Source organism: Kitasatospora sp. NPDC002551 (assembly GCF_040296005.1).
In the GTDB taxonomy this organism is placed as follows: Bacteria; Actinomycetota; Actinomycetes; order Streptomycetales; family Streptomycetaceae; genus Kitasatospora.
Genome location: NZ_JBEOWI010000001.1, coordinates 293,475 through 309,731, shown reverse-complemented (window position 1 = coordinate 309,731; position 16,257 = coordinate 293,475). Strand labels below are relative to the sequence as shown.

Genomic DNA, 16,257 nt, shown 5'->3' with positions numbered 1-16,257 from the left:
GGCGGTGGCGGTCCGGGCGGCGAGGGGCCGTTCGGACCGAACCGCCCGGCCGGACAACGAGATGCGGCGGCACCTGATCCTGCCAGGTGCCGCCACTGGCACAGATGCCGGGTGACCATGCATGCACCGGAAGTGCCGATCAGACGGGGATCTTGCCCGTTCGTCTGGTCCGGCGGCCCGACAGCGGGTCGGCTGCATGTGGGTGCTCGGTCATCTGTACGGCGGTCCGTGGGGCCTGAACTGCGTTGACGGTTTGACCTCTTCGGTCCTGACCGGGTCTCGCGGGCCGTGTTTCCTTTGTATCGCGTTTCGAGCGAAAGGGGAACCCGAAAAGCGACGTCTTCGGCTTTTGACCGTTTTGTCCAACGCCTCGCGCTCAGGCCGCCGGGCGCCGCCGCCGGGCCGCGTACCAGATGACCCCGGCCGTCAGCGCGGCCGTGCCGACCGCCACCGCCGTCAGCACCGAGCGGCTCGGCGCCGAGAATTCCGGGAGCCGGCGCCGGAGTTCCACCGGCTTGTCGAAGACCAGCACCGGCCACTCGCGGGCCACCGCCTCCTTGCGCAGGGCCCGGTCCGGGTTGACCGCCGAGGGGTGGCCGACCGCCTCCAGCAGCGGCAGGTCCGTCGACGAGTCGCTGTAGGCGTAGCACTCGGTCAGGTCGTAGCCCTCGACCTCGGCCAACTCCCGGATCGCGGCGGCCTTGTTCTCGGCGTAGGCGTAGTACTCGATCTCGCCGGTGTAGCAGCCGTCCTCGATCTTCAGCCTGGTCGCGATCACGTGGTCCGCGCCGAGCAGCGCGCCGATCGGCTCGACCACCTCGGAGCCGGAGCTGCTGACGATGACCACGTCGCGTCCGGCCGCGTGGTGCTGCTCGATGAGCGAGGCGGCCTCGTCGTAGATGATCGGGTCGATCAGGTTGTGCAGGGTCTCGGCGACGATCTCGCGGACCTGCTGCACGTTCCAGCCCCGGGTGAGCGCGGAGAGGTACTCGCGCATCTTCTCCATCTGGTCGTGGTCCGCGCCGCCCACCAGGAAGACGAACTGGGCGTACGCACTTCGCAGGACGGCCCGACGGTTGATCAGACCGCCCTGGTAGAACGGACGGCTGAACGCGAGGGCGCTCGACTTGGCGATGATCGTCTTGTCGAGGTCGAAGAAGGCGGCGGTGCGGGGGCCGGCCGGGCGCGGCCGCGCGGCGGGCGGGCGGGCCGCGGGCGGGGCGGCGTCGGGCCCCGCGGGCCGCGGGCCGGTCACGGCCGTCCCGTCGGGCCCGGGCGTCCCGTCGGTTCCGGCGGCTGCGGCGGTGGAGTCCGGGGACTCGTCGGCGTGCTCGTCGGCGTTCTCGGTGGTGTCCACGGGAACCGAGGATAGAGGGCGCCGCAAAACAGCCCGCCATTCGGCGTACTCGTGGGCGTGCGGGTTTGTGTTTCTGGCCGCTCGGGTACACCATGGAAGTCACGGATCGTTCGCGACCGTGCTAACCCGGTCCGGCTCCTCCCCCCCGAGTCGGGCCGTGGATAGACGACCCCCGCTCTCCCCCCCGGCGGGGGTCGTCGCACGTCCGGGGCCATTTTCAGGGCTTGAACGGCTCGCCGCGGAGATCGGGCGGCCGGCCCCGCCGGCGTCTACAGGGGGTGTCGGCGAGCGGGGGTGATCCCTCCTTTTCGTCACTCTCCGTAGAAGGTTCGTCGAGCCTGGCCCAGGGCCGGCTCCGGCCCCGCGGCTTCGGGAATGAGGCCCGGACCTGCCCCGGGGAGCCTGCGGCGCGCACCGCGCTATCGGGATCCGCCGCTATGGCGGTTCATCTCCGTGAGCCCGTTTCGTCAATTCTTTGTTCAATAGCCCCCCGTGTGGGTGAACGTTTTCGTCCACAGCCCCGAGTTGTCCACAGGGATTCGGAACCCGGCGGCCGGAATCCGGATCGCCGTACACCGTGATGTCCGGCAGCGGTCGCCGGCCCGTGCTGCGGGCCCGGCGACCGGCCGCGGGAGCGACCGGACACCAGGAGCCGGACACCAGGACGACCGGGGAGCCGCCATGACGAAGCCCATCACCGACCGCGCCACCACCGGCGGGCCGGAGTCCCCCGGACCGCTCGTCCTCACCGGGGACGACGGCCTGGCCGAGCAGCTGCTGCGGATCTGCGCGGCGGCCGGCACCGAGCCGCGGCTGATCCGGGGCGCTCCGCCGCCGCGCGAGCTCTGGGAGGGCGCGTCCCTGGTCCTGGTCGGCGACGACCGGTCCGGGCAGTGCGCCGGGCTGCCCCGCAGACCCGGGGTACTGCTGCTCGGGCTGGACCTCGACGACGCGGGCGTCTGGGTCAGGGCTGTCCAACTCGGCGCGGAGCACGTGCTGTTCCTGCCCGAGGCCGAGGCCTGGCTGCTCGACCGCGTCGCCGACGCCGCCGAAGGGGGCGGCGCTCCGGCGCGTACCGTGGCCGTGCTCGGCGGGCGGGGAGGTGCCGGCGCCTCCACCCTGGCCTGCGCGCTCGCGGTCACCGCCGCGCGCCGGGGCCTGCGCACGGTGCTCGTCGACGGCGACCCGCTCGGCGGCGGCCTCGACATCCTGCTCGGCGGGGAGACCGCCACCGGCCTGCGCTGGCCGGACCTCGCCGGTTCCCGGGGCCGGGTGAGCGGCGCCGAGCTGGCCCGGGCGCTGCCCGCGCTCAAACGGCTCGGCACCCTGTCCTGCCTGTCCTGGGACCGTGGCGACACCCTCGCGGTCCCGCCCGAGGCCATGCGCAGCGTTCTCGCCGCCGCCCGCCGCCGGGGCGGCCTCGTGGTGGTCGACGTTCCCCGGCGGCTGGATCCGGCGGCCGGGCAGGCGTTGGAGCAGTCCGACACGGCCCTGCTGGTGGTGCCGGCCGAGCTGCGCGCGGTGGCGGCCGCCGACCGGGTGGCCGCGTCGGTCCGGATGCGGCTCGACGACGTCCGGGCGGTGGTGCGGCCGCCGGGGCCCCTCGGGCTGCCCGCACAGCGGGTCGCGCGGGGGCTGCGGATGCAGCTCGCCGGAGTGCTGGAGCCGGAGCCCGGTCTGGCAGTGGACCTCGAACAGGGCGTGCCGCCCGGCATCCGGGAGGGCGGGCCGCTGGCCCGCTTCTGCGGGGCGTTCCTGGACGAGGTGCTTCCGCCGGTGCCGGCGGTCGAAGGGGGTGTCGCCTGATGGTGCGGCTGCGCAGAACCGGCACGGGGCCGGCTGTCGATCGCGGTGGTGACGCGCCCCGGGCCCGGCGCGCGCTGCGGAGCGTCCCGGACCTCGGGAGCGCCCCGGCGGCCGTTCCCCGGCCCGCACCGAACCCCTACGGCCGAACGGCGCGGGAGGAGCGCGCCGCCGCTCTGGTCGACGCCGTCCGGCTGCGGCTGGCCGAGTCCGGGGCGCCGCCGACCGCCGGGTCGGTGGCGACCGCCCTGCGCGCCGCCAGGCCGCCGCTCGGCGGTGACGACGTCCTCGACACCGTGCGCTCGCTCTGCGCCGAACTGGTGGGTGCGGGCCCGCTGGACCGGCTGCTGGCGGCGCCCGACGTCACGGACGTCCTGGTCAACGGGCCCGACGAGATCTGGTTCGACCGGGGCGGCGGTCTGCACCGGGCCACCGGCGTCCGCTTCGCCGACCCGGAGGCGGTGCGCCGGCTGGCCCACCGCCTCGCCACGGCGGCCGGGCGGCGGCTCGACGACGCGCGGCCCTGGGTGGACGCCAGGCTGCCGGACGGCACCCGGCTGCACGCCGTCCTGCCGCCGATCGCGGCCGGCTGCACCCACATCTCGCTGCGGGTGTGCCGCCCCCGGCCGTTCAGCCTGGACGAGCTGGTGGCCGGCGGAGCGCTCCCGCCGCGCGGCGGCGAGTTGCTGGCCGCCGTCGTGCGGGCCCGGCTCTCGCTGCTGGTCAGCGGGGGCACCGGCACGGGGAAGACCACGCTGCTCGCGGCGCTGCTCGGCCTGGTCGGTCCGGAGGAGCGGATCGTCGTCGCCGAGGACTCCGCCGAGCTGCGGCCCGACCACCCGCACGTGGTGCGGCTCCAGGGCCGTCCGCCCAACCAGGAGGGGCTGGGCGAGCTCACCCTGCGGGACCTGGTCCGCCAGGCGCTGCGGATGCGGCCCGACCGGCTGGTGATCGGCGAGGTGCGCGGGGCGGAGGTGGCCGAGCTGCTCGCCGCCCTGAACACCGGCCACGAGGGCGCGTGACTGCGATAACCGTACACGCATTTGCCCCGCCGGGTATGGGATCCCCGGCCGTCCGTCACGGGAATGAGACCGGACGACCGGGGCCGGACCCGCTGCGCTTGGCGTGCCTTCCCCGGCAGCGGGAGTCAGAGGCCCGACCGCCTCGCGGGGGACGTAGGTGGCCGGGCCGGTCTCGGGTCGGCTACCTGAGCCGGTGGCGGAGCCAGGCAAGCCCGTGGGCGCTGAGCCCGTCCCACGGCGCACCCGGCGTCTCGGCGGCGCGCAGGGTCCACAGGCCGGTGAGGATCGCGCCAAAGGCTGTGACGGACCACGGGGAGGCTTCTCGCCACATGGCCACGCTGTCGGCCCATTGTTCGGCTTCCTCGGGCGTGTGTCCGGCCTCGATCAGCCGAATGACCATGTACGCCGTGTCGGCCCATGGCGCGCCGGGGGCGGGGAAGGCCCAGTCGATGACGCGTACCGTGTCGCCGTCCACCAGGAGGTTCGGGCCGGTGAGGTCGGTGTGTACCAGGGTCTTGCCGTCGATCAGGTCGGGTGCTTCGCGTTCCGCCATGATCAGCGTGTCGAGCCGTTCCATGATCCACGGGTCGAGCCGGTCACGGTGCTGGTCGCCGATCTTGTGCCAGAAGTCCTGACCGGACCACCGGTCGGCCAGGCTGAAGGTCCGCAGGGGTGGGGCCGGGGTCAGCGTCTCGGCGAGCATTTCCAGCGTCCGGCTGATCAGCGGCAGATCGGCGGCGCCGGGCGACAGGTCCGCGTGCCTGCCGGGGGCGTGTTCGAACCCGAGGGCCAGCCACCCGGCGGCCTCGATCTTCCAGAGCATCCGGGGGGCGATGCTCGCCGGGATCGCCGTGTTCACGACCGACTCAAGGCGGTGCATCCACGCCTTGGCGTTGTCCTCGCGGACGGCCTTGCAGAACACCTGCCCGCCGGTCGTCTCCAGGGTGGCGGCGAAGTCGGAGACGGTCCCGGCCGTGGGTGACGCAGCGCCGTCGACCACCCCCGTCCGGCCTTCGATGCTCGCGCGCAACTCGTCCGGCAGGTCGTTCCAGGCGTAACCCATCGTGGGTCCTTCGGGTTCGGGCCCGCCCCGCTCCTGAGAACAGAAGGGGCGGGCCAGGTGATCAGTTGCTAGCTGTTGTGGCAACCACGGTGGCACTGCGAGCAGTTGCCGCTTCCGCTGGTGTCGCTGCCGTCGCCGCCGCTGCCCTCCGAACAGTCGGCGGACATGCTCCACAGCTCGGTGTCCACGGCGAACCAGCTGGCCTCGATGATGGCCACCGTGGCGGCGATGCTCACGCCCTTGGTGGAGTCGTCACGGCCGTCGGTCGGCACGTGGTGGAGGAACCGCCCGGCCACCGAGCGGCAGAACTTCGCGTAGTCCCGGGTGTGCAGGATGAACGTGTGCCATCCGACGTCCACCAGGCCCGAGGGGGACAGCCCGGCGTCCGGGTTGGCGGCGCACGCCCCGAGGAAAGCGAGCGCCTGGTCCATGACCCTCTCGGCGAGCGCCTGGTCCATGTCCTCGTCCTTGACGATCCGGGCGACCAGGCGCCCGAACAGCGCCGGGTCCACCAGGGTCCGGCCGATGATCCGTTCCGTGCTGATCGAGGTCACTGCGGACTCTCCTAGCTCTGGTTCGGACCCAACCCGCTTGTGCGGGAGGGGATTTCGCTGCCCGCATCCGGCAGCCGGCGAATCCGTTCGGGTCGCCTGCTGCGGGCGGGGGTCTGTGGGGTCCAAGAGGGCCGGTTCTGCTGCCACCAGGGCACCGGGGCGGGTAGGCCGTCGTGCGCTCGGCGCTGACCGGCCCACAACCCGCCGATTCCGAAGACGGGAGGGGCGTAGGGGTCCATCAGCGGCGGGGGTGGTTGGCCTCGCGCACGCGGGCCAGCAGCTCGGCCCGGCGCTGCCGTTCTTCGGCCGTCAGGGGCACCTTTGTGTGCTCTTCCGGGGTGAGGACCGGCCGGGGTCCGGCGGGTCGCTCCGGGGGCCAACGATGGGTCCTCAGCCACCCGAACGGGTCCACCGGGTCAGAATCCTCGGCGGGACCGTCAAGGGCCGCTTGCGCGTCGTCCTGGCGGTCAGCCACGGGGACTCCCGGGGGCCAGGCACTCGCCCGACTCGGCGTGTCGGCGGCGGAGGATCCTCACGTCCGTGCGGAGCGAGTAGTTCAACCCCTCCGGGTCCTGGATCGCCTGCTGCGCCATGGCGTCGTACCACAGGCACGTGGGGCACTCTCCGGCGTCCGTGGGCCGCTCCTCGGGCAAACGCCGGGTGATCTCGTACAGCATCACGCGGCCCCCTTGTCGGGGCAGTGATCCGCGCCGCAGGTGCAGGGCGGCCACTCGCGCAGGATGCCGCCACGTGTCACCCGCATGGACAGGTCGGCGTCGTAGCCGGTGAGCGGGTCGTTGATGGGGACGCGTTGGCGCTGCTCGGCCCGGTACTCCTCGCGGGTCTTGGGCTTGCGCGTGCTGGTGCTCACCGTCATGCGGGCCACTCCCTCGGACTGGTCAGAACCGACGGGCAACACGCTAGGTAGTCACGCAAGTTGGGATCTATGAGATTGCACGAGATTGCACGCCGTCACCCGAGGGCATCAACGGCTGCGGTGATCAGTGCTCGGGCCTTCAGGCCGTAGACCGCCATGTCTGCCAGGGTGGCGAACGTGTCGGCGTACATAGCCACCTCGCTGGGCTGCGTCAGCGTGAGATGTCCAGAGACAAGCTCAACGTTCACTTGCGCCGTGTCGAAGATCCAGAATCCCTCAACGGGCATCCGGGCACGGTGCAGCCGAGTGGGGACGACCCCAACGCTGACGTTCGGCAGTGCGCTCACGGCGACCAGGCGTTCAAGCTGCTCGGCTTGGGTATCGGCGTCACCCAGTCCGTTGCGAAGGACGGACTCCTCCAGCAGGAACGCAAACCGCCGGTGTCCGTCGCGGAGCACGCGTTGCCGCTCCATTCGAACCGCTACCGCGTCGGCCACATCGTCGACTGACACGCGCCTTTGTTGAACGGCGCGCAACACGTCCTCGGTGTAGCCGTACGTCTGGAGGAGACCGGGCACAAGCCAAGACGAGTAGGCCCGGAACCAATGGGTTCGTTCGAACAACGGCAGAACGGCCTGCTGCGCCCTTCGCAGTCCCGCGCGCTCCATGCGGCGCCACTCGACCCACATGCCTTCCACGGCGCGCAGGGAGGCGACCAGATCTGCCGTCTCGTCCTCCCGGCCGCAGGCACTGCACCAGGCGCGCAGATCGTCGGCGGAGGGCGACGTCTTGGCGCCGGCGATCCGGGACACCTTGGACGGGTGCCAGCCGCACAGGGCGGCGAGTTGCTTGCCGTCCAGCCCGGCGTCCTTGCACATCTCCCGGAGGCGATCTGCAAGGACTTGCCGGGCAGCTTGGACGTGAGACGAACCAGAAACGGACATGATGGGTCAGGCCAGCTTGTAGTCCTCGTGCGGCGTGGCCCGCTCCCACACCGCTTCGAATGCAGAGCTGACCAGGTCCACGACGGCGGGATCCGTGCGCCATTCCCTGTCCACGACGTCGCCCGCCCCGGAGAAGTACGTGAATAGCACCGTCGACCCGTCGAACATCCACAGGTCGGTTCCCGGTAGGGCGATGTCGGCGGCCTTTCGCCTGGGCAGCCAGCGGACGAGCTCGCCCGCTGCGACGTTGGCGAACGTGAGGTCGTGCTCATACCGGATGTAGTCCGTCACCGGCTCCGAGACGATTCGGGCCCGTCGCATGACCACTCCGCGCCCGATGGTCTCGGCCGCTAGGTCTGCCCAAGATCCCCACCAGTCAGGCAAGTTCGCCGGATCATTGTTGTACCGGTGGCCTGCGAGCCAGCGGGCGAACTCCGGATCGTCAGGCGTGTAGCTGTCACGCATCTCCAGGTGCACGGCGGAGTGTCGAGCCTTGGCCAAGCCCTCACGTACGGGGTACTTCACCGTTTCCGCCCTCCGGTCGCGGGATGTACTTCAGCATCACGGCCGGGAGCCGGATGATCGTCTCGTGTCCGGGAACGTCCGTGCTGTGACCGGGAATTGACCCGATCTCCTGGCACGCCTTCACCTCTTCTTCGGTGGCCTTGTAGGACTGGATCAGGAGATCACCGGTGTCCTCGTCCAGCCAGATCGTCGGCGAGTCGTCGACGGGGGTGTTCGGAATGATCCCGAGGAAACGCAACCTCATGACATCTCCCTGTGTCGAGCCGATTGCAGTCAGTTGCACGACTATCGCCCCGTCAGTCGATCAGCACAAGAGGGCGTCAGGGGTAAGTACCGGAGGGCGCAGATCGCGTACAGGGAGAACGAGCGTGACGCCCCAAGCGCTGCTGCGTGGCTGTACGCTCGCGAGGTGCCGAAGAGCTTCAACTACAGCAGGCCATTGTTCAGTTCTGAAGACGATGAGCCACCCGTGTGCCCGCACTGCAAGCAGCCCATTGAAGTGGGCGACGACGTCCATTGGTATCGGGACATCCTCTGGCACACCAGGCCCTGCCCTAGCTGATTAGGGCAGCCGAAGGCTCGCCCTCACGGCTTGATCAACTCACCCCTAGAGACGACTGCACCCAACGACGCAAGGCCCCCGCCCGACCCCGCGAAGGGACCAGACGGGGGCAAGGGGGCGATCAGTACGTCCGGTAGGGGCGTCGGCGCCACAGTCCACTGCCGTCCTGCCAGAGACCGACTGTGGCCGGGGGCAGGCACATGCGGGCGCCGTGCGGGCCGATGCGGTGGGCGTCGCCCGCCCTGGTGCTGGCGAACGTCTCGTGACAGGCCGGGCAGTGCTCGGCGCGCTGGCCGAACCACTCCCGGCCGCATGGCGGATGGACGATAGGCGAACGGATAGTCGACTCCAGGCGTATTGCCACAGTGGGGAATTGGGGGCGTGCCGCGTCTCGGGTGGGCCCGTTGGGCCCCGGCCGGCTGTCGGCCCGGCCAGGACCCCGGGTGGCAGCTCTACGGGGATCTTCAGGTCGTCGGGGCCCACACGTGCGGGCGCGGGCGCGTCACGTGCACCCGCGCTGTGCACGCGCGCATGGGCCCCTCCCGCAAACCCGGACGAAAGGCAGGTCACAGCGGGTAACCGAGGGGCCATCCCGAAACTCCCAGACCCGTAGAGAGGCCGAGAGCTGCTATGGCATAGCGATAAAGGAAGACCGGGGAGGGGGTCACCCCCCAGGTCTTCCCTCACGCTAAGTAGTCAGCGCCGGGTCAGTCACCCCGAGTGCCGAGCGGTGCCGACGGCCCGGCCATCGGGTTGTGCTCCGTGGTCGGGTCCTCGGCCGGGTTGAGCCTGCCAGGCAGACCGCCGGGATACGTGGTCGAGTACTCCAGCCGGTCCGTGACGATCCGGTCCAGCGCCGCGCGGTCCGCGTTCCACGTGATCCCACCCCGCATCGCCATGCTGCGCCACTGCTGCTCGTTGGGCCCCCACGGGTGGGCAAGGTCGTCGTCCATGCTCTCCACAGTCAGAGCCAGCGACGCCAACTCATCCATCAGTGCCGCGAGTTGAGTCGCTGCGGTCAGCGCCTCGGTGCGCTTCTCCTCGGCGACGGCACAGATGTTCGCCCGCCAGTCGGCCCGCACAGCGATGGACGCTGCCCGGACAGCACCCGAGGCATCGGCCGCAACCTGGTACATGGCGAGCTGCGCGCGCTCCGCCTCGGCAAGCTTGGTCTCCAGCGGGCCACGGGCAGTGCGCTTGGGCACGGGCTTGCCGTCCCGTACGGCCTCCTTGGCGGCCTGCTCGTCCCTCGCGTCCAGACCCGCCAGCTCGGCCCGCAGCACGGCCACCAGATCGTCCAGGGCGGCCTTACGCTCCCGGAGGTCGTCCAGCCGGGCAAGGGCATCCCGAACGGGCTCCGGGGTCACCGTGTAGGCGTAGAACGGGATGGCCCGCTCTGCGATCGTATCCAGCAGGTCGAGCCGCCTTGCTCGCTCCTGCTCCGGCGTCAGTGTCTCAGGCAATGTCGTTTTCCTCGGTGGTGCGCGCCGCAAGGAATTCGCGGCTTTCGGCAATCAACGCATCGGCGTCGCTGATCAGATGAGCGCGCCGCGCTACCTTTTCGGCTGCGACGGCAGCAAGGCGTTCGGCTTCCTCACGTTCGGCGCGAGCGGCATTTTCGGCTGTTTTCTGGGCCGCCGCCTTGGCGGCTTCCTGCTCGGCCGAGATTTCTGCGACCAGCTCGGCGATCGCATTCAGCACGGGACCATAGGACCTCTCGGCTTCCTCTCGATTGGGTGAGATACCCAACAGGATGACTTCGGCCGGCGCCGGGTCCTGGCCCATGTTCTCGCGGGGTACCGAATCGAGCGGAGAAGGGGTATCCACCGTCCCGTTCGGCCTCAGTACCAACGGCACGACAACGGGAACCGAATGCCCGCCGAATCGCTGGCCGTGGGAAAGCTGTGGACCGGAAAGCCAGCCGATCACAGGCCGAAAGGACAGCGACGCCAAGCCTTCGGAGCTCAACGTCAGGACGCTCGCAGTCACCGTCAGGTCCGGAAGGAAGTGTGCGTTGCGGTAATCGGTCACTTCTGCTCCGTCGCGTCGTTGGCCTCGGGGGCGTCCGGCCAGAAGTGCCATCCGAAACGGCCGTTGCCCTTGGCGCCTTCCGGGTTGAGGACTCGGCTTTCCATGTTCAGGTTTTCCGGCACATCGGTAGCGTCAGTCATCGCATGATCTCCGAGAAGCGACGGGACAGGATCTTCTTTGCAAGGTCCATGGGGTCGATTGCGGAATCGTCTGGCGGTGAGTCCACGTGGCCAGCCGAAGGAAGGAGCGAAACTGGCCGGGTATGAAGACCACCAGACGGCTGGTACTGAGCCAGGCCATCGCGGATGCGATTAGCGCTGGCGGCGATTTCAGCCGCCGTGTTTCCTGTCACGCCTTCGGCAAGCGCCGAAGGAATTCCATGCCTCTGCATGAGGCGCTTTCGAAGATCAGCGGCATGCTCGGGGCTAATCTGCTCAGAGGTTTCCGATCCGGGTTCGGCGCTCTCCATCGCGCCCTTGAGAGCGGCGAGCACGATCTCTTTACGTTCAAGCAAGGTCATTCCCTTTCGTGAGTCGACAGCGCGCACAGCGGAGGGAACGCAAAAGGGCCCCGCTCCGCCGAGTGCACGCACATCCGAGACCGCCGAAAGTCTCGGGAAAGCACGCACCCGGCGAAGCGGGGCGGACCGGCAGGCAGCGCACTACCTGCCGGAGCAATATTCAGTTGTTGTTGTCGGGGTGGTTCGGCCCACTCCCTTTCGGGCGCTGAGCGCCACAAACACATTAATGGGGGGTGGTTAAGGGTCCGCCTCTAAGCCGCACTGGCCGTTAGCGATGCCGCGCGCTTCCGCTGGCGATACGCCTTCTGGCGGTGGCTGTCGGAACAATACTTCCGGGCCCGCCCCACACCTTCCCAGAAGGCACTGCTGTCACAGCCCTCAAGCTCGCACGCAGCCTCCCAGCGGGCTTCCTCGGCGCGGTGCCTGGCCGGAGTGTTCGTACAGTCGTAGCACCAGCCGCCGTAACGGTTGGCGTGGTCAATCCCCTCCTCTCCGCACTTGTCGCAGGTGCGCGGCGGGATGCCGCTGCGGGTGCGCTCGTCGGCGCGCCGCTCGGCTTGACGGCAGGCGTTCGAGCAGTAGGTGCGTTGGCGGCCGGTCAGCGCCTTGTCGCACCAATCGCAATACGGGTCGTAGAACATACGGAGCCTCTCGGGTAGCGTTACGAAGCTGAGTATGCAAGAACCTATTTGCCCAGTTACCGCCATAGAGACTCTTTCTTAGCTTCTATGTATGGAACTAGGGAAATATCAACCGTCATACTAAGAAACGTAACAATGTTGCTCTGGGTGGTCGCCCAGTACTCCTGTGTTTATGGGGGACGGTTAACGGGGCCTGCGCGGCGCCGTCCTCCGCCGTGCTGTGGAGTGCCCACCGCTCGGGGCGGCGCACCCGTCCGCCGGCTCGCAGAAGGTCCCGCGCGGACGAGAAAGCCCCGCCCCGGCCAGATGGCCAGGGCGGGGCTGTGGGGCCGCTCAAAGGGCGCTGGGGACCTTATGGGACTTGATTCAGTTCAACCCGTGCGATTGCCGCCAGCTCTGCCGTCGCGGGATCAGCGTCGCGCACCCACGCGGGGCCCTCGAAGTCGATGGATACGCGCGAGGGGTCGAATCGCTTGGGTGCACCCGGTGCTGGGGGTGATATCACCACCCGTGCGCCCAAGTCGATGAGCAGGCCCCGCCGCCCCTCTTCATCTCGCTGGTTCCACTCGGCCTCTACTGTCCGGCCAGCGTCAACCCAGCGTCCTTCGGCTTGTTCGGCCTCCGTCCGCAGCTCTGCCTGTCGGCGCTCCAAGGCGTTCAGCTGTGTTACGGCGATCCGCGCTGCTGCCCCACCCGGTTCAAGGTGGACCAGGTTTCCGGCCAGTCGCTCGATCTGCGTCGTGACCTCGGAGAGCTGGAGAACCGCACTGCCGTCTGGCTCAGTCCAGCGCATCAGCTTGAGCCGTCCGAAGCGCTTCAAAAACTCGGCGGTCACCATTGCTTCGACCGGCGCGGCCACGATCACGTTTGGCCGGTGGATCCCGTGCTTGCCGACGCCCTTCCGGCACACGTACGTGGTGTAGTCCTTCCCGCGCGCCTCGCGCCGCTGCCGGTACATGGGTCCGTCGCACTCGGAGCAGGGCGCGACGTGCAACAGCAGAGCCTTCCCGCTGCGCTGCACACCACGCCCTTTGGCCTTCTCGTCGAGGATCCCGCGCACCGCAGACCAGGTTTCGGCATCCAAGAGTGCGGGGCCAGCGGACAGAGGGTGGCCCTCGGCGTCGAGTACCGGCTGATTTGTCAGCGCCCCTCGCTTTTCACCCGGCACAGCCTGTACAAGCCAGCCTCGGACCGCAGGTGTGTAGAGCACGTCTCGCAACGTCGTCGTGTGCCAGACCTGGCCCCGCATCTTGCGGCCGTCGCGCTGTCGCGCATGATCGGCGGGGGGCAGAATGCCCCGCTCGTTAAGGTTCCGAGCCAGACCGGCCAGCGATGCGCCGTGCTGCGTCAGCTGTTCGGCGCACTCGCGGACGATGGAAGCGGCGGTCTCGTCTATGGTCCAGCGCTTGTTATTCACTGGCCCCTCCACGGCGTAGCCGTAGGGTGCCAAGCCGCCCAGGTGATTGCCGCGAGACCGAAAGTGGTCCTTCGACGCCTGGATGCGGGCCGTGATCATGTCTCGCTCGTACTCGGCGAACGCAGCCAGCACGTTGATGATGATCGAAGCGTTCTCAGGGGACACCACACCGTCGGCGGTGACGACCGTCGCGTGGGTGGAGTCTGCTGCCTTCAGCAGGCGCTGGAACTCCAGAACGCTGCGGGCGTAGCGGTCCAGCTTGGCGGCGAGTACGTAGTCAGCGCGTGGTAGCCAGGACAGGACCTCGCGCATGCCGGGGCGGTCTTCCAGCTTCGTGGCGCCGGACACGTTGGTGTCGGTGGCTATGTGGATCACCTGCCACCCGCGCTGTTCGGCGTACGCCTTGCATGCGTTGATGCGGTGGTCGGGCGCCTCTTCGGCGAACAGGCGAGACAAGCGGTCGTAGATGACGACGGTTGGCACGGTGGCCCTTTCTTTCGGTCGGACTGGGCCACGGCCCGGCACAGGATACGTGCACGGTTATCCCGATCATGTGGGCGGCACCGGGACGGTCCACGCCAACACGGCGGCGGACGTGCCGGTGCGGCTGGAGGCGCTCGGCTCGCTGGCCGGGCTGGACCGCCAGGCCCTGCACAGCCAGCTCCGTGCCGCCCTCGACCTGGTGGTGCACCTGGTGCGGGAGCCGGTCAGCGGGCGCCGGCGCGTCGCCGAGATCCACACGCTGGGCGGCGACCGGCGCGGGCTCGCGGTCACCACCCCGGCGGTGGCGTTCACGCCGGACGGCGGGACGGTCCCGGGCCCCGGCTGGGAGCGCCTGACCGGTTTGCTCGCCGCCCGGGGAGCCGCGGTCGAGGAGGGTCCGCCGTGACGGCCGGGGCGGCGGAGGTGGCCTTCGCGCTGTTCATGGGCGGCTGTGCGGCGGGTGCCGTGCTGCTGCTCGGGCCGGGCGGCGGGCCGAGGAGACGAGCGGAGCGGAACGGTGGCCGCCGGGGCGGTCGGGGCAGTCGGGGCGGCGTTGGTGGCGACGGAGCGGGAGGTGGTGTCCATGGCGCTGGACGAGGTGGCGCTCTGGTGGGTGTTGATGTTGTGCGGGGCCGCGGTGGCGGCGTGGTGCGGGCTGCAGCGGCAAGTGGTGGGTGTACGTCGGACCGGTGCGGTGCTGACGGGTGAGGCCGACGCCGGTGCCGGTGGTGATGACGTCGGCGGCGCGGCGGTCGCGGTCCCACGGTGGCGGGGGAGGCTCTGGCGGCCCCTGCGGGGTGCTCCCGAACTGCTTCTGCTCCCCGGCGGGTTGGCGGCCGGGTGGGCGACGGGGTCGCCGGTTCCGGTGCTGGCGGCCGTGCCGGCCGTCCTGCCGCTGCGGCGGTGGCGGCTGCGGCGCGCGACGGCGGCCGAGGCGCGGCACCGGGCGGCCGCCGTGGTGGAGCTCTGCGCCGCACTGGCGGGCGAGTTGCGCGGCGGGGCGACGCCGGAGCAGGCACTGCACCTGGTGACCACGCGGATCGCCGCCGATCTCGTGGCGTTGCACAGGCTCGGTGCCGAACCGGTCGCCCGGCTCGCGGCGGGCCGGTACGGGGCGGACGTGCCCGCCGCGTTCCGGCTGCTCGCCGAACTGCCGGGCGGCAGCGGGGCGGCGGCGGTCGGTGCCTGCTGGGAGGTCACCGCCGCCGGCGGGTCGGGCCTGGCGGCCGGGTTGGACGGGGTGGCCGAGGCCCTGCGGGTCGAGCGCGCCCTCGCGGAGGAGATCGCCGCCGAGCTGGCGGCGCCGCGCACCACGATCGCGGTGCTGGCGGCCCTGCCGCTCGCCGGGCTGCTGCTGGGCGCGGCCCTCGGGGCCAGACCGCTGGAGGTGCTGCTCCACACACCCGCCGGGCTGGCCTGCCTGGTGGCGGGCGTGACCCTGGAGGGCCTGGGGCTGGCGTGGACCGCCCGCATCGTCCGGGCGGCCGCCGAGGGCGCCCTGGGCGCCGCCCCGCCGCGGGAGGCCGAGCCGCCGCCGGAGGAGTGGCGGTGCGGGATCAGCCGGACCCGGGCCCGGCCCGGTCGGCCGAGTGGGGCGTTCCGCCGGGAGGTGGGGTGCGGATGACCTGGCTGACGGAGCGGGCCGTCGCGGAGTCGGTCGGCGCGGGGCTGCTGCTCGCGGTGGTCGGTGGTTCGTCCGGGCGGTGGCGGGCGCGGCGGCGGGCCGACGCCCTGCTGGGTGCCGGGGACCCGCCCCGGCGGTGGCGGGTCGAACGGCGGCCGGCGGCGCGGGGGAGTCCCGCCCTCCCGGGGTGGGCGCGGCGGGCGGCGACGGTGGTGGCGGCCGGGCTCGGGGCGGCGGCCTTCCTCGGCGGACCGGGCGGACTGCTGGCGGGCGGACTGCTGGCCGTCGGGCTGCACCGCTGGATGCCCCGGGCGAGGTCCCCGGCGGAGCGCCGGGCCGCGCTGGAGGCGGAGCGGCTGGTGCGGCAGCTGCCGCTCACCGCCGAACTGTTGGCGGCCTGCCTCGGCTCCGCGGCCTCGCCGGCGGCGGCCGTGGCGGCGGTCGGCGCGAGCGTGGACGCCCCCATGGGTCCGCGACTGCTGTCGACCGCGGCCGAACTCGCCCTGGGAGCGCCTCCGGAGGTCTGCTGGAGGCGGCTCGGCGAGGAGCATCCGCCGCTGGCGCCGCTGGCCCGCTGCCTGGCCCGGACGAGTCTGAGCGGTGCCCCGGCCGCGGCAGCGCTCTGCGGCCTGGCGAGCGGTCGGCGGGCGGAGGCCGTGCGGACGGCGCACGCCCGGGTGCGCCGGGCCGGAGTGCTCGCGACGGCACCGCTCGGGCTGTGCTTCCTGCCGGCGTTCGTCCTGGTCGGGGTCGCCCCCGTGGTCGTGGGGCTCACCGGCCGCTTCTCGTACGCGATGTGACGTGGCGGCACGTGGCGGCACGTGGCGTGACGAC

Annotated in this window: 17 protein-coding genes and 1 pseudogene; 5 read left to right on the top strand and 13 right to left on the bottom strand. The window is 71.0% G+C overall.

Annotation, left to right across the window (positions count from 1 at the left end):
• Positions 1-376 precede the first annotated feature (376 nt).
• Positions 377-1,357, bottom strand: coding sequence for an HAD family hydrolase (locus ABT093_RS01350; RefSeq protein WP_350558582.1), 981 nt, complete (start codon positions 1,355-1,357; stop codon positions 377-379).
• Positions 1,358-2,038: 681 nt separating this feature from the next.
• Between ABT093_RS01350 and ssd the strand changes: the two genes are divergently transcribed.
• Both ssd and ABT093_RS01340 read left to right on the top strand, forming a co-directional pair.
• Positions 2,039-3,163 carry a septum site-determining protein Ssd gene (ssd, locus tag ABT093_RS01345; RefSeq protein WP_350558579.1) on the top strand — a complete coding sequence of 375 codons (1,125 nt, stop codon included), beginning with the start codon at positions 2,039-2,041 and terminating at the stop codon, positions 3,161-3,163.
• Positions 3,163-4,176: pseudogene (locus ABT093_RS01340) on the top strand (TadA family conjugal transfer-associated ATPase); the annotation flags it as partial. The gene ssd and the pseudogene ABT093_RS01340, both read left to right, overlap by 1 nt.
• A gap of 187 nt (positions 4,177-4,363) precedes the next feature.
• On the opposite strand, the gene ABT093_RS01335 reads toward ABT093_RS01340, so the two are convergent.
• The 12 genes from ABT093_RS01335 to ABT093_RS01285 form a co-directional block, all read right to left on the bottom strand.
• Positions 4,364-5,245: a phosphotransferase family protein gene (locus tag ABT093_RS01335; protein ID WP_350558576.1), complete on the bottom strand. Its 882-nt coding sequence runs from the start codon at positions 5,243-5,245 to the stop codon at positions 4,364-4,366.
• A 68-nt stretch (positions 5,246-5,313) separates the two neighbouring features.
• Complete coding sequence (locus ABT093_RS01330) at positions 5,314-5,799, bottom strand: glycine-rich domain-containing protein (RefSeq protein WP_350558573.1); 486 nt, start codon at positions 5,797-5,799, stop codon at positions 5,314-5,316.
• A 676-nt stretch (positions 5,800-6,475) separates the two neighbouring features.
• Entirely contained in the window at positions 6,476-6,676 is a 201-nt protein-coding gene (locus ABT093_RS01325; protein WP_350558570.1) for a hypothetical protein, read from the bottom strand.
• Positions 6,677-6,771: 95 nt separating this feature from the next.
• Complete coding sequence (locus ABT093_RS01320; protein WP_350558567.1) at positions 6,772-7,620, bottom strand: helix-turn-helix domain-containing protein; 849 nt, start codon at positions 7,618-7,620, stop codon at positions 6,772-6,774.
• Between the two features lie 6 nt (positions 7,621-7,626).
• Positions 7,627-8,145: a DUF6879 family protein gene (locus ABT093_RS01315; protein WP_350558564.1), complete on the bottom strand. Its 519-nt coding sequence runs from the start codon at positions 8,143-8,145 to the stop codon at positions 7,627-7,629.
• On the bottom strand, positions 8,126-8,389 hold the full coding sequence (locus ABT093_RS01310) for a hypothetical protein (RefSeq protein WP_350558561.1): 264 nt from the start codon (positions 8,387-8,389) through the stop codon (positions 8,126-8,128). Before ABT093_RS01310 ends, ABT093_RS01315 begins: the two co-directional genes overlap by 20 nt.
• 439 nt (positions 8,390-8,828) lie before the next feature.
• The gene (locus ABT093_RS40920; RefSeq protein WP_502884098.1) at positions 8,829-9,071 is read right to left on the bottom strand and encodes an FDXHR family putative zinc-binding protein; all 243 of its coding nucleotides are present in this window, start codon (positions 9,069-9,071) and stop codon (positions 8,829-8,831) included.
• Between the two features lie 343 nt (positions 9,072-9,414).
• The gene (locus ABT093_RS01305; RefSeq protein WP_350558558.1) at positions 9,415-10,170 is read right to left on the bottom strand and encodes a hypothetical protein; all 756 of its coding nucleotides are present in this window, start codon (positions 10,168-10,170) and stop codon (positions 9,415-9,417) included.
• Entirely contained in the window at positions 10,163-10,738 is a 576-nt protein-coding gene (locus ABT093_RS01300; RefSeq protein ID WP_350558555.1) for a hypothetical protein, read from the bottom strand. The genes ABT093_RS01305 and ABT093_RS01300 overlap by 8 nt, the downstream gene beginning before the upstream one ends.
• 136 nt (positions 10,739-10,874) lie before the next feature.
• Positions 10,875-11,258, bottom strand: a complete 384-nt coding sequence (locus ABT093_RS01295) for a hypothetical protein (RefSeq protein WP_350558552.1) — start codon at positions 11,256-11,258, stop codon at positions 10,875-10,877.
• A gap of 251 nt (positions 11,259-11,509) precedes the next feature.
• Complete coding sequence (locus tag ABT093_RS01290) at positions 11,510-11,899, bottom strand: hypothetical protein (protein WP_350558548.1); 390 nt, start codon at positions 11,897-11,899, stop codon at positions 11,510-11,512.
• 352 nt (positions 11,900-12,251) lie between these two features.
• Positions 12,252-13,799, bottom strand: coding sequence for a recombinase family protein (locus ABT093_RS01285; RefSeq protein ID WP_350558545.1), 1,548 nt, complete (start codon positions 13,797-13,799; stop codon positions 12,252-12,254).
• 49 nt (positions 13,800-13,848) lie between these two features.
• Here ABT093_RS01285 and ABT093_RS01280 point away from each other — a divergent pair, with 49 nt between their 5' ends.
• From ABT093_RS01280 to ABT093_RS01270, 3 genes are all read left to right on the top strand, one after another.
• Positions 13,849-14,205 (top strand): hypothetical protein, encoded by a 357-nt coding sequence (locus tag ABT093_RS01280; protein WP_502884097.1) that lies wholly within the window; start codon positions 13,849-13,851, stop codon positions 14,203-14,205.
• 459 nt (positions 14,206-14,664) lie between these two features.
• Positions 14,665-15,423, top strand: coding sequence for a hypothetical protein (locus ABT093_RS01275; protein ID WP_350558542.1), 759 nt, complete (start codon positions 14,665-14,667; stop codon positions 15,421-15,423).
• Entirely contained in the window at positions 15,420-16,223 is an 804-nt protein-coding gene (locus tag ABT093_RS01270; RefSeq protein WP_350558539.1) for a type II secretion system F family protein, read from the top strand. The genes ABT093_RS01275 and ABT093_RS01270 overlap by 4 nt, the downstream gene beginning before the upstream one ends.
• Positions 16,224-16,257: the final 34 nt, after the last annotated feature.